The 21,669-nt window shown below is 58.1% G+C and carries 25 protein-coding genes; 12 read left to right on the forward strand and 13 right to left on the reverse strand.

Features of this window, described 5'->3' with window-relative positions; all coding sequences use genetic code 11:
• Nucleotides 1–293: 293 nt before the first annotated feature.
• The 4 genes from ACFPM8_RS17095 to ACFPM8_RS17110 all read right to left on the reverse strand — a co-directional run bounded on the left by ACFPM8_RS17095 (nucleotide 294) and on the right by ACFPM8_RS17110 (nucleotide 2,694).
• Nucleotides 294–779 (reverse strand): SRPBCC family protein, encoded by a 486-nt coding sequence (locus tag ACFPM8_RS17095; protein ID WP_378999194.1) that lies wholly within the window; start codon nucleotides 777–779, stop codon nucleotides 294–296.
• Nucleotides 766–1,089, reverse strand: a complete 324-nt coding sequence (locus tag ACFPM8_RS17100; RefSeq protein ID WP_378999398.1) for an ArsR/SmtB family transcription factor — start codon at nucleotides 1,087–1,089, stop codon at nucleotides 766–768. Before ACFPM8_RS17100 ends, ACFPM8_RS17095 begins: the two co-directional genes overlap by 14 nt.
• A 111-nt stretch (nucleotides 1,090–1,200) precedes the next feature.
• Nucleotides 1,201–1,638, reverse strand: a complete 438-nt coding sequence (locus tag ACFPM8_RS17105; protein WP_378999196.1) for an SRPBCC family protein — start codon at nucleotides 1,636–1,638, stop codon at nucleotides 1,201–1,203.
• Between the two features lie 231 nt (nucleotides 1,639–1,869).
• On the reverse strand, nucleotides 1,870–2,694 hold the full coding sequence (locus ACFPM8_RS17110; RefSeq protein WP_378999198.1) for an amino acid ABC transporter substrate-binding protein: 825 nt from the start codon (nucleotides 2,692–2,694) through the stop codon (nucleotides 1,870–1,872).
• Nucleotides 2,695–3,084: 390 nt separating this feature from the next.
• Here ACFPM8_RS17110 and ACFPM8_RS17115 point away from each other — a divergent pair, with 390 nt between their 5' ends.
• The 6 genes from ACFPM8_RS17115 (at nucleotide 3,085) to ACFPM8_RS17140 (ending at nucleotide 7,403) form a co-directional block, all read left to right on the forward strand.
• A complete protein-coding gene (locus ACFPM8_RS17115) occupies nucleotides 3,085–4,272 on the forward strand; it encodes a DUF2252 family protein (RefSeq protein ID WP_378999201.1) in 1,188 nt (395 codons plus the stop codon).
• Nucleotides 4,273–4,466: 194 nt separating this feature from the next.
• Entirely contained in the window at nucleotides 4,467–5,171 is a 705-nt protein-coding gene (locus ACFPM8_RS17120) for a glutathione S-transferase N-terminal domain-containing protein (protein WP_378999203.1), read from the forward strand.
• Between the two features lie 264 nt (nucleotides 5,172–5,435).
• On the forward strand, nucleotides 5,436–5,822 hold the full coding sequence (locus ACFPM8_RS17125) for a YbbC/YhhH family protein (RefSeq protein WP_378999206.1): 387 nt from the start codon (nucleotides 5,436–5,438) through the stop codon (nucleotides 5,820–5,822).
• 67 nt (nucleotides 5,823–5,889) lie between these two features.
• Nucleotides 5,890–6,615 carry an alpha/beta fold hydrolase gene (locus tag ACFPM8_RS17130; protein ID WP_378999208.1) on the forward strand — a complete coding sequence of 242 codons (726 nt, stop codon included), beginning with the start codon at nucleotides 5,890–5,892 and terminating at the stop codon, nucleotides 6,613–6,615.
• A 193-nt stretch (nucleotides 6,616–6,808) separates the two neighbouring features.
• The gene (locus tag ACFPM8_RS17135) at nucleotides 6,809–7,117 is read left to right on the forward strand and encodes a hypothetical protein (protein ID WP_378999210.1); all 309 of its coding nucleotides are present in this window, start codon (nucleotides 6,809–6,811) and stop codon (nucleotides 7,115–7,117) included.
• Nucleotides 7,107–7,403, forward strand: coding sequence for a hypothetical protein (locus tag ACFPM8_RS17140; protein ID WP_378999211.1), 297 nt, complete (start codon nucleotides 7,107–7,109; stop codon nucleotides 7,401–7,403). The genes ACFPM8_RS17135 and ACFPM8_RS17140 overlap by 11 nt, the downstream gene beginning before the upstream one ends.
• A 30-nt stretch (nucleotides 7,404–7,433) precedes the next feature.
• Here ACFPM8_RS17140 and ACFPM8_RS17145 read toward each other — a convergent pair whose 3' ends face one another.
• Nucleotides 7,434–8,009: a helix-turn-helix domain-containing protein gene (locus ACFPM8_RS17145; RefSeq protein ID WP_378999213.1), complete on the reverse strand. Its 576-nt coding sequence runs from the start codon at nucleotides 8,007–8,009 to the stop codon at nucleotides 7,434–7,436.
• A gap of 211 nt (nucleotides 8,010–8,220) precedes the next feature.
• Between ACFPM8_RS17145 and kbl the strand changes: the two genes are divergently transcribed.
• Both kbl and ACFPM8_RS17155 read left to right on the forward strand, forming a co-directional pair.
• The gene (gene kbl / locus ACFPM8_RS17150; protein ID WP_378999215.1) at nucleotides 8,221–9,438 is read left to right on the forward strand and encodes a glycine C-acetyltransferase; all 1,218 of its coding nucleotides are present in this window, start codon (nucleotides 8,221–8,223) and stop codon (nucleotides 9,436–9,438) included.
• Nucleotides 9,439–9,440: 2 nt separating this feature from the next.
• Entirely contained in the window at nucleotides 9,441–10,412 is a 972-nt protein-coding gene (locus ACFPM8_RS17155; protein ID WP_378999217.1) for an NAD-dependent epimerase/dehydratase family protein, read from the forward strand.
• A 182-nt stretch (nucleotides 10,413–10,594) separates the two neighbouring features.
• Here ACFPM8_RS17155 and ACFPM8_RS17160 read toward each other — a convergent pair whose 3' ends face one another.
• From ACFPM8_RS17160 to ACFPM8_RS17170, 3 genes are all read right to left on the reverse strand, one after another.
• Entirely contained in the window at nucleotides 10,595–11,731 is a 1,137-nt protein-coding gene (locus ACFPM8_RS17160; protein ID WP_378999219.1) for a metallophosphoesterase, read from the reverse strand.
• 97 nt (nucleotides 11,732–11,828) lie between these two features.
• Nucleotides 11,829–12,119 (reverse strand): acylphosphatase, encoded by a 291-nt coding sequence (locus ACFPM8_RS17165; protein WP_378999221.1) that lies wholly within the window; start codon nucleotides 12,117–12,119, stop codon nucleotides 11,829–11,831.
• A gap of 22 nt (nucleotides 12,120–12,141) precedes the next feature.
• Entirely contained in the window at nucleotides 12,142–12,564 is a 423-nt protein-coding gene (locus ACFPM8_RS17170) for a DUF1810 domain-containing protein (protein ID WP_378999223.1), read from the reverse strand.
• A 94-nt stretch (nucleotides 12,565–12,658) separates the two neighbouring features.
• Here ACFPM8_RS17170 and ACFPM8_RS17175 point away from each other — a divergent pair, with 94 nt between their 5' ends.
• The 3 genes from ACFPM8_RS17175 (at nucleotide 12,659) to ACFPM8_RS17185 (ending at nucleotide 14,746) form a co-directional block, all read left to right on the forward strand.
• Entirely contained in the window at nucleotides 12,659–13,402 is a 744-nt protein-coding gene (locus ACFPM8_RS17175; protein WP_378999225.1) for a Mut7-C RNAse domain-containing protein, read from the forward strand.
• 115 nt (nucleotides 13,403–13,517) lie between these two features.
• On the forward strand, nucleotides 13,518–14,309 hold the full coding sequence (locus ACFPM8_RS17180; RefSeq protein ID WP_378999227.1) for a DUF899 family protein: 792 nt from the start codon (nucleotides 13,518–13,520) through the stop codon (nucleotides 14,307–14,309).
• A gap of 26 nt (nucleotides 14,310–14,335) precedes the next feature.
• Nucleotides 14,336–14,746 carry an SRPBCC domain-containing protein gene (locus tag ACFPM8_RS17185; protein WP_378999229.1) on the forward strand — a complete coding sequence of 137 codons (411 nt, stop codon included), beginning with the start codon at nucleotides 14,336–14,338 and terminating at the stop codon, nucleotides 14,744–14,746.
• A gap of 324 nt (nucleotides 14,747–15,070) precedes the next feature.
• Here ACFPM8_RS17185 and thpR read toward each other — a convergent pair whose 3' ends face one another.
• On the reverse strand, nucleotides 15,071–15,607 hold the full coding sequence (thpR, locus tag ACFPM8_RS17190) for an RNA 2',3'-cyclic phosphodiesterase (protein ID WP_378999231.1): 537 nt from the start codon (nucleotides 15,605–15,607) through the stop codon (nucleotides 15,071–15,073).
• A gap of 143 nt (nucleotides 15,608–15,750) precedes the next feature.
• On the opposite strand from thpR, the gene ACFPM8_RS17195 reads away from it, so the two are divergent.
• Nucleotides 15,751–16,374 carry a hypothetical protein gene (locus ACFPM8_RS17195; RefSeq protein ID WP_378999233.1) on the forward strand — a complete coding sequence of 208 codons (624 nt, stop codon included), beginning with the start codon at nucleotides 15,751–15,753 and terminating at the stop codon, nucleotides 16,372–16,374.
• Between the two features lie 40 nt (nucleotides 16,375–16,414).
• Here the strand turns inward: ACFPM8_RS17195 and ACFPM8_RS17200 are convergent, their stop codons facing one another.
• From ACFPM8_RS17200 to ACFPM8_RS17215, 4 genes are all read right to left on the reverse strand, one after another.
• Nucleotides 16,415–17,110, reverse strand: coding sequence for a hypothetical protein (locus ACFPM8_RS17200; protein WP_378999235.1), 696 nt, complete (start codon nucleotides 17,108–17,110; stop codon nucleotides 16,415–16,417).
• 19 nt (nucleotides 17,111–17,129) lie between these two features.
• Complete coding sequence (locus ACFPM8_RS17205) at nucleotides 17,130–17,411, reverse strand: DUF3303 domain-containing protein (RefSeq protein ID WP_378999238.1); 282 nt, start codon at nucleotides 17,409–17,411, stop codon at nucleotides 17,130–17,132.
• 128 nt (nucleotides 17,412–17,539) lie between these two features.
• Nucleotides 17,540–20,965 (reverse strand): ATP-binding protein, encoded by a 3,426-nt coding sequence (locus ACFPM8_RS17210; protein WP_378999241.1) that lies wholly within the window; start codon nucleotides 20,963–20,965, stop codon nucleotides 17,540–17,542.
• A complete protein-coding gene (locus ACFPM8_RS17215) occupies nucleotides 20,962–21,630 on the reverse strand; it encodes a response regulator (RefSeq protein ID WP_378999243.1) in 669 nt (222 codons plus the stop codon). Before ACFPM8_RS17215 ends, ACFPM8_RS17210 begins: the two co-directional genes overlap by 4 nt.
• Nucleotides 21,631–21,669: the final 39 nt, after the last annotated feature.

A 21,669-nucleotide genomic window follows, 5' to 3' on the forward strand; every position in this document is an offset into this window, starting at 1 on the left:
GCATTTGGGGACCCGCCTACGGCGGGCAGTGGCTTGCGGTCGCCTTTTGTTTGCTTACTTTATTTTGGCGAAGCAAAATAAAGTAAGTCGCCGTCAGGGCGAAAAGCTGAGATCGCCAAGACGGCAGCACGTAAAGGCAATCGCAAAACCTCGGTGCTCCGTAGTCCGTTAAAAGGGGTCAGAGTAATTTTCGTCAAACTGCCGACGAAAAAAAACTCTGACCCCATTTAACTATGTCATCGCGGCATTCGGTTTCGTGACGACTCAAGAAATGTCGGGCTTTACAGTCCAACCTACGCCGGCTGCGCGCCGCCAGACTGCGGAAGCGCGTGACCGGTTTCGAGCAGCGTCTTCAAATTCGAAAGAACCTTCGGCCAGCCGCCCGATATGCCCGCGAGCATCTGAGGATCGCGCTCGAGGTCTTCATGCGTGACCGTCAAACGAACCAACCGGTCGCCATGCGGCTCGATATCGAATGTGACACGCGAATGTTTCGCATCATCCTCGGCGTCGCTCGGCCTGGCCCATGTGAGCACCAGGCGACGTGGAGGGACGCTCTCGACAATCTTGCCGACAATGTCGACCGTTTGCGCATCGTCGAGGCGCCGGTGCTCCCATCGCGAACCGGGCCGCCAATCCGACACGTTCACGTGTACCGGACAATCCGTAGTCAAGCCAGACCAATATTTGCGCGTCACGTCGGTGTCGACCAAGGCCTGCCACACCTTCTCCGGAGTCGTTGCAATATAGGTCACATATACAAAGCTAGGTTTTGTCATCATCATCTCCTTCCAGTTTGTTCTTGAGGTCGCGCAACGCACCAAGGCGGCCGTGCTCGAATTTCTCGATCCAACGCTCGTAAATCTCGTGCAGCGGCACAGCGTTCAGGTAATGGAGCTTTTCTCGGCCTTGCCAGACAATGGCGACCAGATTTGCGTCCTCCAGCAGTTGCAAGTGCTGCGTCACGGCTTGGCGAGTCATGTCCATGTGCTCACAGAGTGCCGTCAGCGTCTGGCCGTTCTCCCGATGCAACAGGTCAAGCAGGTGCCTGCGACTCGGGTCGGCCAACGCTTTGAATACTTTGTCGATGTCCAAATGTGTTCTTTTAACAGGGTGTTGAAAAACGTCGCGAGCGGCCCGGGTTTTGGTAGATGAGCGCAAACCGACAATCGGCACTCGCAGTAGTTTTTCAACATCCTGTTAGTCCCAGTTGTCGATCTTGATGTCATTAGGGGCGGGAGCACCTTTACCGTTTTCCAGAAACGACTTCAAACTCATCATAAAGATCGCCCACTTGGTGCTGCAATGGTGCATGAATTCCACCGGCTCTTTCCAGCCCTGGTGCTTGAAGAGGACGATGCAATATTCGCCGTCCTGTCTGAGGTCCCAGCTGATTTTTGTGTCCATCCATTCCGCCGGCCCGTCGACCACTTGCCATAGCACCCGCTCGGACGGATGCAGCTCAAGCACTTTCATGTCGAGGCCGCCGGCGTCGGAGCGGAACTGGAGCACTCCGCCGACTTTGCCATCCCCTTGCGTGTTGTTGTTCCACCATGCGGCAAGGCCTTCACGCGTGCTCAATGCTTTATAGACCTCACCCGGCGGCGATTTAATTCCGACTCTATGCAAGATATCCATCGTGACTTCTCCTTATGGGTTGATCGAAACGACTGCGGGCGTTGTCATGGCAAAACCCTGATGGCGTCAGTCATCGCTTTGAAGGCCTTTGGCGATGTCCGGGTACGTGTGAATTATAGGCAAGCAGTCGCAAAATGCAAGTATTTGCCTGCATATTGAATGGCAAAAAACTGCCGCATGGCTGATGCACCTGCTCGCCCTGCCCGGCAGACGCCAGGCGAGCTTTATCCGTCAATCGAAAATCTTGTCCGATGGGTAGGCCAATGAGTCGCGCAACAGATAACTCATCGGCATCTTCATGTTGGTGTGGTTGGGGCCGTTCGGCTGGGTGAACCAATATGCGTATATTTTCTTGAATTCGCCTTCATGAATCAGCCGCGCCATTTCATGATCCACCAATTTCTTGAAGGCCGGATCACCCTTGCGGAACATCAGCGAGTACGGTTCGATCGACAGCGGATCGCCGACGACGGCAAAGGCATCAGGACTTGTCGCATTAGAGCGCATGCTGTACAGCACCACGTCGTCCATCGCGTAGGCATCGGCTTTGCCCTGCTCGACGAAGGAGAACGATTCCTTGTCGTCGCGGCCTTCCACCAGCTTGATATTGAGCGCGCGCACATTGTTGCGTCCATTGATCAGATCGGTTGTGGTGGTGTTCTTGGTAACGACGATGGTCTTATCCTTCAGATCGGGCCAGTTTTTGATGCCGCTGTCCGTCTTCACCACCATCCGCACCCCCGAAAAGAAGTGCGGGATGGTAAAGCCGACACGGGTGCGGCGCTCGGCATTGTTGGTGGTCGAGCCACATTCCAGATCGGCCTTGCCTTCGATGATGCTGGGAAAGCGGGTGCTGGTGTCAGCCGCCAGATAGCGCACTTTCAGCTCCGGCAGCTTCAATTCGCGTTTGACCGCATCGGCGATTTTCAGGCACAGGTCGATTGCATAGCCGACCACGTGCCTGTCTTCATTGGTGAAGGAGAATGGAGGGATCTCCCGATACGCGATCGTGATGCTTTGACTTTCGCGGATCTTGGCAAGAGTATCGCCAGCCATTGCGGCTAGCGGCTAGCGGCGCCAGCAAACACATCAAGCTCAAACCGTTCTTAATCACACCGTGCATAACAAAATCTCCAACAAGTCTGTGCCGGTCACCGACCGTCCCGCCAGCGACCAACAAATTGATCGGGACACATATTTGCCGTGCCCAATATAGTTGAAGAATTCCTGTCGGTACGGGTTATTGTGGTCTGCGCAAGCGATTTGTTAGCACATCGTACTGGCGCTGGGAAAACGCTGAAATCCTGGCTTGCGAGATTCAGAAATCGGCTAGCCGGCTATCGCTTTTTCCTTGGTTCAGGGCCGCAAAGTCGGATGGCGTGATTTCGTGATGAAATCGCGAAACGACCTCTGACCTACTCCGAACATATGATTGGAATTCAAGCGATGAAATTTCCCGCCCCTGACGCGCGCCGCGAAATACTGCTTGCACGCCGCAATCAAAAAATGGCGCGTTCGCCGCATGCCTATGTGCGCGGCAACACTGCCAAGTACTACGAATGGCTGCACAGTCTGCGCGGCCATGCTCTGCCGCAAGGACCGGCGATTTGGATTTGCGGCGACTGCCACCTTGGCAACCTCGGCCCGCTGGCCGATGCCGATGGCGCGATCGAGGTGCAGATTCGCGACTTCGATCAAACCATTATCGGCAATCCTGCGCATGATCTGGTGCGGCTCGGGCTGTCGATGGCCGCAGCCGCGCGCGGCTCCAGCTTGCCGGGCGTGGTCACCGCTCATATGCTGGAACATCTGATGGCGGGCTATGTACAAGCCCTCGGCACGGCTGGCAAAAGCGGTTCGAAGCAAAAACCCGACTTGATCAAAGTGGTCATGCGCAACGCTGTCAGGCGTTCCTGGAAGCAGCTGGCAAACGAACGGATTGTCGATACGCGGCCGAATATCCCGCTGGGAAAGAATTTCTGGCCGTTGTCGAAGTCCGAGAAGATCGCCATCTCGCAATTGTTTGAAACACGGGAAATGGCAAAGCTGGTCACCACGCTGAAATCACGCGATGACGACGCCAGGATCGAGGTATTGGATGCAGCCTACTGGGTGAAAGGTTGCAGTTCGCTGGGTCGCTTGCGCTACGCCGTGTTATTGCGGGTGGGCGACGTTGATCATTGCCTGATCGACATCAAGGAAGCCGTGCATGCTACCGCACCCCGCTATCCGCACGCCAGCATGCCGCGCGACAACGCCAGGCGCGTGGTGGCAGGCGCGCGTCAACTATCGCCGGCGCTGGGCGAGCGCATGATCGCACAACGTTTTCTGGAGCATGGCGTCTTCATCCGGGAACTGCTGCCGCAGGACCTCAAAATAGAAATAGACCAGTTGAGTATGGACCAGGCAACGCTGATGGCGCGTTATCTGGCCTATGTCGTCGGTTGCGCGCATGCCAGGCAAATGGATAGAGCGACCCGCAACAGCTGGCGCAACGAGCTGAAGCTGGATCGCAGCAAGACGCTCGCTAGCCCTGCTTGGTTATGGAACAGTGTTGTGCAGCTGATGGCTAGCCATGAGGCGGGCTATTTACAGCACTGCCATAAATATGCGTTGGGGGCGGATGGCAGCTGATGCATCCGGCTCGTCAAATGTGCCCTTCTATTACTTGGCAAAACATGACAATTGCCCTAGACGATGTTTTCCTTTGGGAAATATGCTATTTTTGCACCCTGAATTTAATGACAGGTTTTTCGTTCGTATTCACGCATTGATCCAACGACCGGATGCAACTGCGACGCCTCAACCCTTGGCCTAAAAGACCCACTATGACCGATCTTTCTTCCTTCCCCATCTCCAACAAATGGCCCGCCCGGCACCCGGACCGGATTCAGCTTTATTCGCTGCCGACACCCAACGGCGTCAAGATTTCGATCATGCTGGAAGAGACCGGCCTGCCTTACGAGCCGCACCTGGTCAGTTTCGAAACCAACGACCAGATGTCGCCGGAGTTTCTATCGCTTAATCCGAACAACAAGATCCCGGCCATCCTCGATCCCGCCGGCCCGGGCGGCAAGCCGCTGCCGCTGTTTGAATCCGGCGCGATCCTGATCTACCTGGCCGACAAGAGCGGGAAGTTCATGCCGCAGGATCCCGCTGGCCGCTACGAGACGATCCAGTGGTTGATGTTTCAGATGGGCGGCATCGGCCCGATATTCGGCCAGCTCGGCTTTTTCCACAAATTCGCCGGCAAGGAATACGAAGACAAACGCCCACGAGACCGTTACGTCGCAGAATCGAAGCGTTTGCTTGGCGTACTCAACCAGCGGCTTGCAGAGCGCACCTGGATCATGAGGGACACCTACACCATCGCCGATATCGCCATCTTTCCGTGGGTGCGCAACTTGATCGGCTTCTATGAGGCCGGCGATCTGGTGGCTATCGCGGATTTCCCGCATGTGACGCGGGCGCTTAATGCATTCCTCGCGCGTCCGGCGGTTGCTAGAGGTCTTGTGATCCCCAAGCGGGGTTGAGATCCGGATAGGCTGTCAGCCAAGCCGACTTTGACGAGTTTGACCGCCAGGTAACGGAGGCTATCGCATTCTTGGAGTTGCACGCGCCCGTTATCGCAAGGATTGCCGCGTTTCGGGGAGTGCAATGGGCGGTACTTGACTTTGGCGTCGCGCTTAACGAAGGATACGTGGCGCAATTCTCGTATTTACCGCCAAGGCTCATCCAGCTTGCCGCGGCAGCAGGAATTGGCGTGGAGATATCCCATTACGCATGTAGCAATGACGATGAAAAGATCTAACATGACGCTAAGTAGGAGCGTTCCACAAGCCGAACGCTGGCGAATTAATACGCTAGCGGTCATGAACATGGTTCTATTAGGCGCTATGGCAGTAGCAAATTCTGCACAAGCCCACGAACCTGAAAAGCACAACGTTCAGCCTGCCGCCGGTTATGTGCCTAGTAGCGAGATCGCCATAAAAATAGCTGTGGCCATTTGGGAACCGATATACGGACGCGAAGCAATTGCCCAACAAAAACCGTATCAAGCCATGTTAAAAAATGGAATCTGGGTTGTTGAAGGTTCACTCCCGAAAGACTACGCTGGCGGCACGGCGATCGCCGAAATCGCTAAAGATGACGGAAGGGTTTTAAGAGTAAGTCATGGCAAATAGATCCCATGGCACATCACTCAACCCCTGACACGCAAACGCGCCGGGCAACGTAACGTTAAAAGGCAAAATGGTCGCCATAGTTCTACTACCGGGCATGGATGGCGCCGGCACACTGTTCGCCGATTTTGTAGCTGCGCTCGGGGCGGATTTCGTGCCGACGGTCGTTTCCTATCCAGCGGACCAGGCGCTCGGATATGGTGCTCTGGAAGAATTTGTCCGCGCCAGCTTGCCGCTGGACCAGCCGTTCTTGTTGCTGGGCGACTCTTTCTCCGGCCCTGTTGCCATTTCGCTGGCGGCTTCGAGACCGGCCGGCCTTATCGGGCTGATACTCTGCTGCTCGTTCGCCCGCTACCCTATTCCCGCTTCGCGACCGATCAAGATGCTGATTAACTTTCTGCCGATGAAGAGCAATTTAATCTCATTGATTGGCCCTTTTCTTCTAGGCAGCTTTTCTTCAGGGGGCCTTCGGAAAACATTAAGGCAGACGCTGGGTCAAGTCCCGGCAAGCACCTTGCGAGCACGTATTCTGGCCATCATCGAAACCGATTATTCAGAGAAACTCAAAGAGATTCAAGTGCCGATTTTGTATTTGCAGGCGTCGGGAGACCATATCGTTCCATCGTCTGCTGCCAGACATATTGCGATGCTGGCCCCGTCTGTGCAGATCGCCACTTTTAAGGGGCCGCATCTTTTATTGCAGGTGTTGGCTGCTGAAGTTGCTGTGGTCGTCAAGCATTTTTCAGGACAGGCTGTGCAGGCTTTTAATACGGCGGTTGACAAAGATGCGCAGTAAGCTGTGTAGAACGCATAGGTAAATCAATGTTTATTAGCCTGCTTGCGACATTTCTAGGTGGCTTGTTACTTTATCTTGGCTGGTGGGCATCGTGCTGAAATATTTTAAGGGCGCGTCAAATACGCACTAACATTACGCTCCGCTCGGAGCCTCTCACGCGCTCCGGTGAGTTTCAATCCTGGAAAGCCTTTTAATGGATTCTCTACCGCATTTATTTTTAATAATCGTTTCGCTGATTGCAACCGGACTTTCTTGGAGCCGAATATTTGGTAAAAGAACTTATTGGCCGATCAAATTTGTTTATCTGGTTTTGTCAGCCATTCCCCTTGTTGGGCCTATTTTCTATTTGCTCATCGAGCCGCCGGAGAGCACTCCAATCACAGCTCCAACCGAAGTGCGATGGACTAGCAGTGCAAAAGGCACACAGGTGTGGCCATCTTTTGCACCGCTGATTGGCTGTTTACGGCGACTTCTTGGAATAAAGAGTGATAGTGAAAGATAAAGCCAGGGGCCGCTATGAGCAAAAAATACCTGACCTCGCACTGGGCGCCATTGTTTCTATAAGCGGCGCAACAGCCTGCTGCTTCCTCGCAGGCCCCAATGGGACGCTACGGATATTCGCCTTTTGGTGTGCCGGCATCATCGTTTTGCATTTATGGAGCAGCAACTCCCGTGCAGCCAGGATCACTGCTGCAGTGATCCTCCCAGCGATCCTGTTGCAATACATGTTGCCAAATAGCTTCCGATCGGCAATAGCCGCTTTGCCGACAGCAAATTGCGACGAATGACCGAAGGAGCCGCATCGGATCAGTCCATCGTCATCGATGAATCACCACCATCAACGCCTTCGCCTCGGTCTTGCCGGTGTTGCGGATCGCGTGATTCTTATCTGCTTGATAATGCGCGGTGCCGCCCAGTTTGATTTTTTTCTTATTGCCGTCCACTTCGACCTCTATCCCGCCGTGCAATACGGTCAAATATTCCATGGTTCCAGGATCGTGCGGGTTGGACACCAGCGCGCCGTTCGGGGCTAGCGTCAACTCATACCACTCGTATTTCCCTGCCAGTTCCATCGGCCCCAGGATCCGCAGCACGTAGCCGGCATGGTGGCCCGGCAGGGTCGGCGTTTCATGCGGTTCCATCACTTGTATCGCTTCCTGCTCGCGTGGCTCGGTGGCAAGCAATTCTTCGATGCCGATGCCCAGCGCGTTGGCCAGCCGCCATGCCACCGCGATGGTGGGATTGGCTTTCTCACGTTCAATTTGCGACAGCATGGATTTTGAGACGCCCGCTGCGCGCGACAGGTCTTCCAGTGTCAATCCCCTTTTCAGGCGTAGTTTTTGTAAGGTCGCGCCAACTTCCGGCGGCGTATTCTGGACTGTGGGCGTTTTCATAAAAGGTGCTTGCAATGTGTGATGAGAGTGATAGTATCCGCTATACTGCACAACGGTTCGATATAGTGGATTTTCTAGATATTGCCAAAATGTGCATCCTAACAGATGAATGGCGTATCAGATATGTTCGGCTGCTATCGTGATTTTTGCCAGTTCGCCGGCCTGCTCACTTGCCAACTTATGCAACTTTTTTTATTAATTAGGGACCGTCATGAACGTAAGTAATTCGAAGCAAAGTTTTTACACCGGACTGGCAAGCAATCTTGAGTTGATGCGCGAGCAAGGCTTGTACAAGCCGGAACGTGTGATCGCATCGCGCCAAGGTGCCGAAGTGGTGTGCGACGATGGCCGGACGCTGATCAATCTGTGCGCCAATAACTATCTGGGCTTGTCCGGCGACGAGTCGATGGTGCGGGCGGCGGTCGAAACCACCGAGAAATACGGTTACGGACTGTCGTCGGTGCGTTTCATTTGCGGCACGCAGACGGTGCATAAACAGTTGGAACAGGCGCTGTCGGAGTTCCTGGGCATGGAAGACACGATCCTGTACGCGGCCGCGTTCGATGCCAACGGCGGCGTGTTCGAGCCGCTGTTCGATGAGCAGGATGCGATCATCTCCGATGCGTTGAATCACGCTTCTATCATCGACGGCATCCGTCTGTGCAAGGCAGCACGCTATCGTTATGCGCACAACGACCTGGCCGATCTGGAAGCGCAATTGCAGGCGGCGGCGGACAAGCGCCACAAAGTGATCGTGACCGACGGTGTGTTTTCGATGGATGGCACGATTGCCCAGCTCGACAAGATTTGCGATCTGGCCGACCGCTACGGTGCATTGGTCATGATCGATGAATGCCATGCCACCGGCTTCATGGGGGCCACCGGCCGCGGCACGCACGAACATCATCAGGTGATGGGCCGGATCGACATCATCACCGGCACCTTGGGCAAAGCCTTGGGTGGAGCGATGGGCGGCTTCACCTCGGCGCGGCGCGAAGTAATAGCCATGCTGCGCCAGAAATCGCGGCCGTATCTGTTCTCCAACAGTCTGGCGCCGGCGATTGCAGGCGCTTCGCTGGCGGTGCTCAAACGCCTCTCCGACTCCACCGAGCTGCGCGACCGGCTGCATGCCAACACCGCTTTCTTCCGCAGCGAGATCACCAAATTGGGCTTCACCATCAAGCCTGGCACGCATCCGATCGTGCCGGTGATGCTGTTCGAAGCACAGCTGGCGCAACAGTTCGCCCAGCGCTTGTATGAGCTTGGTGTGCTGGTGACCGGCTTCTTTTATCCGGTGGTGCCGATGGGACAGGCGCGGGTGCGAGTGCAGATGTCGGCCGCGCACAGTACCGAGCAATTGACCAGGGCGCTGGCGGCATTTGCCCAGGCGGGACACGAGTTGGGCTTGTTGAAGAACGAAGGAAAGTGAACATGGAAAGAATTCTGGTAATCGGCGCCAATGGGCAAATCGGCAGTGAACTGGTGGAAGCGCTGACGGCGACGCATGGCGCCGACAATGTGATTGCCGCGGATATCGGCTTGCGTAGTCTGTATGCGGCCAACCGTTATGAATCGCTGGATGTGCTCGATAGCGAGCGCGTGGCGCAGGTCGTCGATCAATACGAAGTGACCCAGGTGTATCAGCTGGCGGCCTTATTGTCGGTTACCGGGGAGCAGGCGCCGATCAAGGCCTGGACCCTGAATATGAACGGCTTGCTGAACATCCTGGAACTGGCGCGCGAGCGCGGCCAGGCCGGCAAGCCATTGCGCGTGTTCTGGCCGTCGTCGATCGCCGCTTTCGGCCCGAATACGCCCGCGGTCGATACGCCGCAGGTAACGGTGATGGACCCGACCACCATTTACGGCATCAGCAAATTGGCGGGAGAACGGCTGTGCGAATACTACTTCGCCAAATTCGGCGTCGATGTGCGCAGCATTCGCTACCCCGGCATCATCAGCCACAAATCGCCGCCGGGCGGCGGCACCACGGATTACGCAATTGCGATTTTCCATGCGGCCAAGCGGCACGAAGAATACGTGTGCTACCTCGGACCGGAAACCACGCTGCCGATGATTTACATGCCCGACGCGATTCGCGCCACCATCGAATTGATGGAAGCACCGGCGGCGCAGGTACAGGTTCGTTCGTCGTACAACGTGGCCGGCGTGAGCTTTAATCCGCGCGAACTGGCGTTGGCGATTCAACAGCAGCTGCCGCAGTTCCGCATCCGTTACCAGCCCGACGGTCGGCAACAGATCGCCGACAGCTGGCCGCAAAGCCTGGATGACGCAGCCGCCCGCGCCGATTGGGGCTGGCGCGCCGAGGTCGGCGTCGACCAACTGGTCGAGGACATGCTGGCCAACATCAAGGTGCAGGCTTATGAACTCGGTCACGCGGCTTGAATGAAGTAGGGTGGAAAAGCGTAGCGCCTTCCACCGCAGCGAAGCTCGCTTGATCGGCGGCGTGCAATACGTCGGAAAGGTGTAGCAGGGGTTTCAGATGGCATGCCATCTGCCTGCGCAACGGTATCCGCTTGCAAGCGGATACGCGCCCTGCAAGGGCTGTGCTTTTCCGACCTACCTGGTCAAGCCGGCAGCAGCCGCAAACAGGTAATTTCGGACGGCGCCCATAACCTCTTGGGCGGTCCCCAATAACCGGTGCCGCGGCTGGTGTACACCCACAAATTGCGCAGCTTGTTAAGCCCGGCGATATAGGGTTGTTGCAGCGGCACGAAAAAATTCCACGGAAAGAACTGTCCGCCATGCGTATGGCCGGATAACTGCAGGTCGAAGCCGGCATCGGCCGCGGCTGCGGCGGAGCGCGGCTGATGCGCCAGCAACAGTTTTACGCCGACCTGGCTGGGACCGCCGGCCAGCGCGGCGTGCGGATCGCTACGATGCGCCTCGTCGAAATGGTGGGCGGTATAGTCGGTCACGCCGGCTACCAGCAGCGATGCGCCTTGATGCTCCAGCACCACATGCTCGTTCATCAGCACCGTCAAGCCGAGCCGCCGCACTTCGGCAATCCAGTCGTGTGCATTCGAGTAATACTCGTGATTTCCGGTAACAAAATAAGCGCCATGCCGCGCCGCCAGGTTTGCCAGCGGCGCCGTGTGCGGCGCCAACTGGCTAACGCTGCCGTCGACCAGGTCGCCGGTCACGGCGATCAAATCGGCGTCAAGTGAATTCACTCGTTCGACGATTGCTTGCAGATAAGGACGTTTGATGGTCGGGCCGACGTGGATGTCGCAAATTTGAACAATCCTGAAGCCATGCAAAGCAAGCGGCAGATTCGCGATCGGCACATCGACATGGACCACCCGCGCCAAGCGTCTGGCGTTGACAAAACCGATCACACTCACCAGTCCTGCCAGCAGCGGTACAGCCAACGCAGTCCAGCCCGAGACTTGCGCGACATTCGTGCCGAACAACGGGACCAGTAGCAAGTAAATCTGGCGCAACAGCGTCAGCAACAATAAGGACGAGAACACACCCATCGCCAGCATGCCGGCCCATGCCAGCCGATCCGACCATGACTGGCTTTTAACGACGGATGCCAGCAAACCGGCAGGAATCAGCAAAAACGACAAAGGCAACCACCAAGCCAGCAATGACTGCAGAATCGGAGCCGCCGTCAGATCCGGCAACAAGAGCCATCCGATCAATGCGTGCAGGACGCCGAGCAAGAACAGCGTGACAACGATGACTAAACGCGAGGGCATGTGCTACCTATATGAGATGGGAACGACGCTGAGCGACGGCGATTTGAGCGATAACTGAACTCTATGTTGGTGCTCAGGCGCGCGTTTCAAGTCAGGATTATTGCGTCGGAACAATCTGGAACGCCAGGCCAGACTCTATCGCCTCGTTTGAATCGATGATCGCCATCTCGCGTACCCGCGCGCCCGATGGCCCTTGCCAGGCCCAGCGGATCATTTGATCGAGCACATCGGGCTGACCTGAAATGAGCGCTTCGACCGAGCCGTCGAGCCGGTTGCGGACCCAGCCCGATAGCTTGAGCCGCCTGGCTTCGGCCTGGAAGGTGGCGCGATAGTTGACGCCTTGCACGATGCCGCTGATGCGCAAATGTTTGCTTGGTTGCTGTGCCATGTTTGTGCTCGGAAATGGTTAGTCAGGACAGTTGCGCCAGCGTGTCGGCATCGGCGACGCCGCCAAAATATTTCTGCAAGCAATCGTTAAACACCTGATTATCAGCGCTGGCCTGCGCGAACAAGGTCATAGCCGATTGAAATTTCATATCATCCGGATAAGCAAAAATAGCTTCGATAGTGCGGCCGTCAAGCTCCGCCACGATCCGGCTGCACTGGCGCAACCTGGGACCGAGCAGCGGGTGTTCCAAATAGGCCCGGGCTTCCTGCAGCGACGAAATCGCGAACTTGCGCGCCATGGCGCTGTGGCCCAGTCCCTCGATCTGTGGAAAAACGAACCACATCCAATGCGTGCGTTTGCGCCCTGCGCGCAGTTCAGCGCAGACGCTGTCGAACAGCGGCTGTTGGGCCTCCACGAAGCGTTGCAAATCGTAGGGATCGTTCATTTTTTTCTCCGGAGATGCGCGAGATTGCAGCATGCGCTTTTGGCTGCAAGGTGCAATACTTTGCAGTGCCCTGCCCCGCAAATAGTTGAATCAAATGACTATCGCCACCTTCCGTTTCTATGAAGAACTGAACGGCTTCCTCGCGCCCGAACGGCGCCGGCGCGAATTCCAATGCTCATGTGCGCGGGCGGCGACCACCAAACATATGATCGAAGCGCTTGGCGTGCCGCATACCGAGGTCGAATTGGTGCTGCTCAATGGCGAGTCGGTGGGCTTCGACCGCTTGCTGAAAAACGGCGACCGGGTGGCGGTCTATCCCAAGTTCGAGGCGCTAGACATCAGTCCGCTGCTGCAGGTGCGCGAACATCCAATGCGCGTCACGCGGTTTGTGGCCGACGCCCATCTGGGCGGGCTGGCGCACCTGCTGCGGATGACCGGCTTCGACACCTTGTACGACAACAATTTCGAAGACAGCGAAATCGAAAACATCGCCGCCCGCGAAGGCCGCATCGTGCTCACGCGCGACCGCGAGCTGCTCAAGCGCCGCACCATCACGCACGGCTGCTACGTCCACGCGATCAAGTCGACCCAACAGTTGGGCGAAATATTCGATCGGCTGGACCTGGCACGCAGCGCACGACCATTCACCCTATGCCTGCATTGCAACGCACCATTACGCGCGATCGACAAGTCGCAGGTACAGCTGCGCGTGCCGCCGGCCGTGCGCGAACGCTTCGAGCACTTCAGCACCTGCGATGTGTGTCTGCGCGTGTTTTGGGAAGGCTCGCACTGGCGCTGCATGCGCACATTGCTGGACGGGATCATGCCGGCAGGTTAATCAGGCCCAGGGATTTTGTTTTACCTGGCAATCGCTACCGCGGCATGCCTGACCTATACTTTTATCGCGACCTCCGTGGCGCTTGCCCCCTTGGTCCCAATTAACAGGAGCAATGATGAGCACTTCACACCATGCAATCCGCTTCCCCGGCGAGAGCGGCGAATACCGGACGGCCCGAGATGCATTGCTGGACGCGGAAATCGCACTACGCCGGCAACAGGAAGCGGTTGCGGCCTTGCGCAGAAATTTGCCGCTTGGCGGAGCCATCAAGGAAGATTATCTGTTCAATGAACTCGGCCCCGATCTCAATGCGATCGAGGCCAGAAAAGCAGGCCGGGTATCGGACCTGTTGCGCGAGGGAGTGTTCGATGAAAGCGCGCCCGATGTCGATGCGGAAGATGAAGAAAAAACGGTTCGCCTGTCGGAGCTGTTCAGCGACGGCAAGGATAGCCTGATCGTCTACAGCTTCATGTACGGCCCGGAGATGCAGCAGCCGTGCCCGGCCTGCACCTCCATCCTGGACGGGCTCAACGGCAGCGTGCCGCATGCGCTGCAGCGGGTCAACGTGGCGGTGGTCGCCAAATCGCCGATCCAGCGCATCCAGACCTTCGCCCGCCAGCGCGGCTGGCACAATCTGCGCCTGTTGTCCTCGGCCCACAACAGCTACAACGCCGATTATCACGGCGAGACGCCGGACGGCAAGCAGATCCCGGCGCTCAACGTATTCGTGCGGCGTCAGGGCCGGATCCATCACTTCTACAACGCCGAGTTGCTGTACGCCCCCAGCGATCCCGGCCAGCATGCGCGCCACGCCGATGCGATTTGGCCGCTGTGGCACTTGTTCGACCTGACACCGGATGGACGCGGCAGCGACTGGCACCCGCGGCTGGCCTACGACCAGGTGTAAGGACGGCAAGCAAAGGAAAGCATGCCATGCCGAAAAACATCATTCTCGCAGCCTCCTTTGCCGCCACCGCGCCGGAAAAACTGTACGACATGTATCTCGATCCGGTGGCTCATGCGGCGTTCACCGGCGCCCCCGTGACCATAGCAGCGCATCCCGGCGCCGCCTTCAGCGCCTTTGACGGCGAGTTGTCCGGCACCATGCTCCACGTCGAGCCGAAGCGGCTGATCGTACAAACCTGGCGCTCCGCGCACTGGGCTGGCGAGGCCATCGACTCGGTGCTCGTTCTTACTTTCTGGCCGCAGGGAGACGGTGCGCGCATCGAGCTGATGCACATCAATGTTCCCGACGATGACTTCGCCGGGGTCAGCCGCGGCTGGGAGCAGTATTACTGGACGCCGTGGCGGGCTTACCTGGACCATGACCCGCCGCTGCCATGAGCTCTTCGAGGTCGGAGGCCTGCATTGTCGTCGGTCGACGAGTAAATGATCTCTAAAAAGTTCCCTTAAATAAATAAATATGATAAATTTGCACCGCAACTTTCCTGTTGGAAATGACAGGCGAGAAGCGTCTTTGATCCTCAATTATTTGAAAGGTACAGATATGAAACTTTTCTCAAGCTCCGCCCAAGTCAACACTGCAACTGCCCCAACTCCTCCGGACACTGAACGTTCGAACAACCGTCGTCCACGGCATCAAAAATAAATTTAGCGAACCGGGCCGGTGGGCTGCAAAGCCCACCGGCCCTGTCAGTCTGACCCGACTCAAGCCAGCAATCGGAACGCGCGCTCCCGCAGGTAAACCCGGACGCCGTCGATCAGCGAACTGGAATACAGCCCGAATCCCACGACCGGCAAGTCCGGCAGCAAGAACGCCGCGTGCTGCTCCAGGAACAGGCTCACTACACTGGCAGGCACCACAGGCTTGCAGCGAGCCAGCGTGATGTGCGGGCTGTAGCGACGCTTCTCCGGCAGGAAGCCCTCCCCGGCCAGCGCGCCGGCAACTTCCGCGTGCAGTCTCAACAGTTGCGGGTTGTCGCGCACCCCGACCCACAGCGTGACCGCGCCACCAGCGGCGGCGAAGCGGCCTACCCGTTCCAGCGTCAATGAGAACGCCGGCAGCGCTACCGCCTGCAGCGCGGCCCCCATGCGCTCGACGTCGGCTTCGCCCAGATAATGCAGCGTCAAGTGCATCTGATCCTGCGCGATCAGTCGCATCCCCGGCATCGGCAGTGGTTCTATGCGTGCCAGCTCCGCGGTCGCGGCGGCTGGCAGGTCAACAGCGATGAACAACCTTGGCATACCCTCTCCCACGACATGGAAAACTGCGAACAACAGTCGAATTTGCAGTCTAGTAAAAAGGAACAGGCTGTCAAAGCGCAATGCATAAGCCCAGTTGACCGGCTTAACGTAGTAACATGTGTCCCGGCTGCAACTAAATTCGTTTGTCAAAGTTTAAAATTTTTCAAGAAAGAGAGATTGATATGAGTCGTTGGGGGTCCAAGGCGGTCTACAGTATTGCGCTGGCGTGTTTGATGACGCCATACATCGCGCCAGCCGCGCCCGTCGCCCCGGCTATGAAGCCGGATGCCGTTGCCGCTGGATCGAACAGTGCGCCAAAGACCAGCCAGGCAGACCAGGAGATCAAAGTGCTCAAGGACGTGGCCCAGGTGCGCCCGACGGATAAAACGCCATGGTTGCGCATGACGCAGATCAAGTTTGACGCAGGCAATTATGGCGACGCAGTCACATACGCGTTGGAAGTATTGCAGCGCGATCCTGCGGATAAGTTTGCGAAAGGTATTGTGGCTTTAGGCAGTCTCAAATTGTCGATCAAAGCGCTGAATGATTTGAGCGCACAGAACAATTTGAACGGGACGGTCCTTGCCGATGCGCAAAACCAGGCAAAAATGTTGCGCGAAAGCCTGGGCGAAACAGGAGTAGTTTCAGCAGCAGCGCCGGAACAAAAAACCACCCCTCCTGCCAAGAAAAAGGCCGTGCGCGCCGTCAATCGTAGCGCCGCACCAAAAGCCGGTGGCGATACACAGCCGTTCAGTAACTTGCAATAATCCTGCGCGATAGGTAGGCGCGGCTGCGACACCCGCCGGCTTACCGTTGCAGCGTCGCCCCGCCGTCCCACAGCACCATGGCGGGCATGCTGCGCTTGTCGCTGACCGCTTGGTGCAACGCATCGTAGCTTTGGTGCAGCAGCGACGCAATTTCGGCCCAATCGGCGTCTTCGGCGCCACCCGCATCTGCGCGGGTATCACGGATGTTCATGGCTGCGGCGCGCAACTGGCCGTACTGCAGGGTCGAAGCGGCCGAGACATGATAGACAGACGCTGCCGCTTCAGCGCAGGCGCGTCCCAATGCGCTTTTCGGATAGTTGACGCGGTCGCGATGCACTATCCACCACTCCAGTTCCAGCGCTGCCGCGCGCTGGACGTCGAAATCCACATTGCCGGTGCTGCGGATCAGGCCGAAGTAAGTGTTTAGCGCGGGCAATGCCAGTTCGTAATCGCTGCGTCGCTTGCCGTCCTTGAAGGTGAACGCGGCGGCCGTGCCGTAGTAGGCCCCAAGATAGGACCTGAGCAAGGGGAACTGATACTGGCTGCGCAACATCTGCGCCAATTCGATGAACAGCGCCGCCGGCTGGCGATCGTAGTACGAGCGCCACATCTTGGTCTCCAATTGTCCCAGGGTCACCGGATCGAACTGGCGCAGGTCGCGCTGCAAGGGCCAGAAGATATCGACTCCGGCGTACAGCAACAGGACCGCCAGGATGATCAGGAACACGCGTCGCATGATGCACTTGCCGGGGCGTTTATTTGACCATGCGCTGCAGCACCGCGGCCAGCGCCTGATCTTCCAACACCGGGTACGTGTTCAATTCCATCAGATCGCTCCACATCAGCGCGAATTCAGCCAGCGCCTGCGGGTCGTCGGTCTCCACCAGATCGAATCCGCCGTTGAAATCGGCGCGGGTCCAGCGCCCCAGCAGCGTCACGCCTTTGGGCGGCAATCCCCCGGTTTTCTGGAAGCGGGCGATGGCCTCATTGCGAATTTGCGCATCGGCTTTCCACGAGAACGTCGTGATGAATTTCATGCTGTTTCTCCTTGTTGATGCGCCTGCGGTCAGGCTGCACCTACAAAGAATAATGCAAAAAAATCAAAATTCCAGTTGCAAAAAATTCTTTACTACCCGGGATTAAATACTTGCTTACAAATACGTTGTCACGCTGAAGAAGCCTGGGCTTGGTAGCGCCGCACAATGCAATCAATGCTGGCCCAGAATGCCGGCAGCAGGTCGGCCACGGCGCTCATGCCGCCGCTCTTGATGTCGCGCTGCAGAACGTCGCAATGCGCTATCGCATCGTGCTCTCGCAATACCAGCAGCGCCCCCTTGAGGCGATGCAGCCGGCGCAGAAAAACACCGCCGTCGGCGCCGGCCGCCGCCTGCCGCAAAGCAGCCTGGTCCGCTTCCCAAGTCGCCAGGAAAGCGGCCTGCAGTTTTAGCGCAAACGCGCTGTTTTGCGCCGGGTCCGCCAGCGCGTCGATTGCGGCGGCAGGCGCTGCCGCGTTTCCCAGCACACGGTTGAGAGCATCGCCCAGCTGAACTATGCCGACCGGCTTGTGCAACACATAGGCAAACCCGTGCCGATCGGCGTCGCGATCCTGTTCGGTGCTGGCCGTGTTGACAATGATGGGCGTCATTATGCCGCGCTCACGCAAGGCTGACAGCAAGCCCTTGCCATCCATCACCGGCATGTTCAGGTCGCTCAGGATCACGTCATACGATTCAGTCAGGCAACGCTCCAGCGCCTGTTGCCCATGTTCCACGGTATCGATCCGGTAGTAGCCCAGCGCTATCAGTTGCGGTCCGATCAGAGCTCGGCTGACCGGGTCGTCCTCCACCACCAGCACCCGCTGGCGGCGCAACGCCGGAGCGGCAGGTACGGCTAAAAGCGGTCGCGCCGGTTGAACGTGACCCTGACCGCAGATGCTCAGCGCCAGGCGCAAGGCATCGCTGGCATAGGCGCTGAGCGCGATGACACTTGCTCGCCGTTCGGGATGCAAAGGGCCGTTGGGCGAGATCCAGACGGTATCGCAGAATGGCAGTGCGCCGAGTGCGCGCCAGGCCTCAGGCAAGGCCGCAGCGCCGGCGGCCAGCAACAGGATGGCGTCGGGCGACGCGCACGCTCGCGCTTGCTCGGGATCGGCAGCCCAGATCAATTTGACGGCCGGTAGCGAACGGGCTATGCCGGCTTCCAGCATGGCCCGCCAGCCTGGGGTATCGGACAACACGACAATGGTGTCAAATGCCACGTCCAGCGTGTCCTTATCGGCATCGCTCGCAGCAGCCGCAATCTGTAGCGGCAGTTCGACGCTAAAGATGCTGCCCACCCCCTGTTCGCTATCGACCGCGATACGCCCTTGCATCAAGTCGGTCAAGCGTTTACACAAGGACAATCCGAGTCCGGTGCCGCCGAAACGGCGCGCCACCGAGCCGTCGGCCTGGGAAAACGGCGTGAAGATGTCCTCTTGCCGATCTTCGGCGATGCCGATACCCGAATCCGATACCGAAAAACGCAGCCACGCCAGTTTGTCGTCCGCTGCGTGCGCGTCGATCAACTCAAGCTGTAGCGTGATTACGCCGGACTGGGTGAACTTGGCGGCATTGCCGAGCAGGTTCATCAGGATCTGCGCAATCCGATGACTGTCGCCCAGCAACAAGGCCGGCAATTGCGGCGAGCTGAAGCAAAAAAAGTGCACATTCTTGGCGGCGATCAGCGGCGCGAAGGTCTGCGCGCAGCGTTCCGCCAACGCGTGCGGACTGAACGGCTCGCTGTGCAGCGTCAACTCGTTGGCCTCGACTTTGGAGAAGTCCAGGATGTCGTTGATCAACGCCAGCAGCGCATCGAAGGAGCGCCGTATCGTGCCGACCCGCTCTTTTTGCGGCAGAGACAGGCTCTCCATATCGAGCAATTCGAGATTGCCCAAGGCTCCGTGCAGCGGGGTGCGGATTTCATGGCTCATGGTGGCCAGGAACATCGACTTGGCCTGATTGGCCTGATCGGCGGCGAGTTTGGCTTGATGCATCAGGCGTTCGGCATGTTTGCGTTCGCTGATATCGGTGAGGCCGAACAGCACCACGTCGCGCTCGCGGTAACGGGTGTGGGAAAACGCCGCGGCAACGTCGCGCAGGCCGCCCTCGCCGGCCGCATCTTCCACCGTTGCTTCCGCAAAGTGGAGCTTGCCGGGCGTGCGCGCGCCAGCGCCAGACGCGGTCAGCAACTGCCGATAAAACGCCGCCTCGCCGTTTGCCGCATGGTGCACCAGCTTGGCGGCAATCTCGTTTTGCAGCACCATCTCGCCGCTCAGCGGATCGACCACGCCCAAGCCGACCGGGGCGGTCTCGATCACGGTGCGGTTAAACGCTTCACTGTCATGCATCCGTTGCGAGTGGAGTTGCAGCGGAGTAAACACGAAACGATCGAGGGTGATAACGAAGGCCCACAGGATCGCCAGCAGCAAGAACATCAGGGCGAGCAGCCAGGACAGCTCCGGCCATAGTCCGGCAAGGATGGTGGTCCAGTCGAACGCATACACGGCGATCCAGTTCGGCCCCGGGACGGTCTGCGTGACAAAGTAGACGCCGCCGCGGCGTGCGATCTGCACATGGTCGTCGGCCTTGCTCAGGACGTCGGGATGGGCCAGCAATGTGCCGCTCCAGCTCTGCTCGACGGCGTCGTTCACATCGACGCCGAACAAATGCCGATGCCTGCGCGCCACCACAAAAAAACCGCGCTCATGCGCGCCATTTTGAAAAAGATGGGCAAATTGCTTGAGCGGCACCACCACGGAAATCACCGCCGCCCGCCGGCCGCCGAGAAAAACCGGGCTGGCGAAATGGGTGATCAATTGACCGTCGAACGGGTCGTCATACAGGCTGATCCAGAAGACGCGCTGGCGCTTCAGGGTCTCGGTCGAATACTGGGACAGCTCCTGCTCGACCTTGGCAACACGCTGGTGGATCAGGTCCGGCATAGCGCCCTGCCGCGCCGCTTGCAACAGCGGCGGCCGCAGCGGCGGGATAGTCGCCAGGAACCGCTGGTCGGGTGTGTAGGTAAAACCGCCGAGAAAATGACCGGTGTCGCGTTGCCGGAAACCTGGCGCCGGCGATACTTCGCGGATGATGCCGAACAGCGACGTCAGACGGTCTTGATCGGCAGGCGTGGTCAGCGTGGTGAGCACCGAGAACGGCGCAGCGGTCAGGTCGGGTTCGGTCAGGGTGACGCCATGCTCGGTCGCCAGCCGCTGGCGGTACTTCTGTACAGGGATGCCGTCGCGCTGGTGCAAGGTCCAGAGCGCCTCATAATTTTCGACGTACTGTTTCAAGCCCACTTCGTAGCGGTCAACCCCGGTCTTGACCAGTTCGCGCTGGCGCGCAAACACGTGCTGCTGGTCATTGATAAAGCGCTGTACCCGGGAATTGATGCCGACCGCCATGGTCAGCAGGACCACCAGCGTCAACAGCGCCGCACCGCCGTATAGCAGGCGCTTGGCATAGCGTCCGGACACCTCCGGCAGGATCGCCGCAACGCCCGGCGGCACCAGCCGGGTCCGCAGCCATTGCGCTACCCGCTGCCTGCGGGTCATGTCGGATCGGATCCCGGATCGGGCTGGCGATGCGTTCCTCCCATGCGGCCGAAGGCATTGATCAGCTCAATATCATTGCGCGCGCCCAGCTTGATCATGGCTTTCTTTTTCTGCGTGCTGATGGTTTTCAGGCTGCGCTTGGTTTGCAACGCGATCTCGGTCACCGTCATGCCCGACACAAACAGGCGCAACACTTCCACTTCGCGCACCGACAATTTGACCGCCGACAGCAATTGCGCGCCTGGATTGTTTTCCAGCATATATTCCAGCATGGCCTTGGACGTTGTGGGGTCCAGATATCGTTCGCCGCGCATCACGCTGCGCACCACCATCGGCAGCGCGGAAAATTCACCGCTGCTCTTGCTGATAAAACCCAACACCCCCAAGCGCATCGCCTGCCGCACCACCACGATATCGTCGTGCGCGGTCAGCAGCACGATCTTCAGCGCCGGATACATGCGCCGCACCCGTTCCAGCATGTGCATCCCATCCGGTTCGCTGTCGCCTTCGAACGAGTAATCCGTAATCAGGATGTCGCACGGCACCTGGCGCAGCGTCTCGAATAACTCCGAGATCGTCACCGCCGCAGACAGCAGGTGAATATCGGATTCGTTCTCAAACATATTACTGACGCCCAGGATGACGACCGGATGGTCGTCGGCCACGACCACATTGATAGCAGGCGCACTATCCCGCGATGAAAC

Origin of the sequence: Paraherbaspirillum soli, assembly GCF_042654985.1 — a bacterium.
GTDB classification, from domain to species: domain Bacteria; phylum Pseudomonadota; class Gammaproteobacteria; order Burkholderiales; family Burkholderiaceae_D; genus Paraherbaspirillum; species Paraherbaspirillum soli.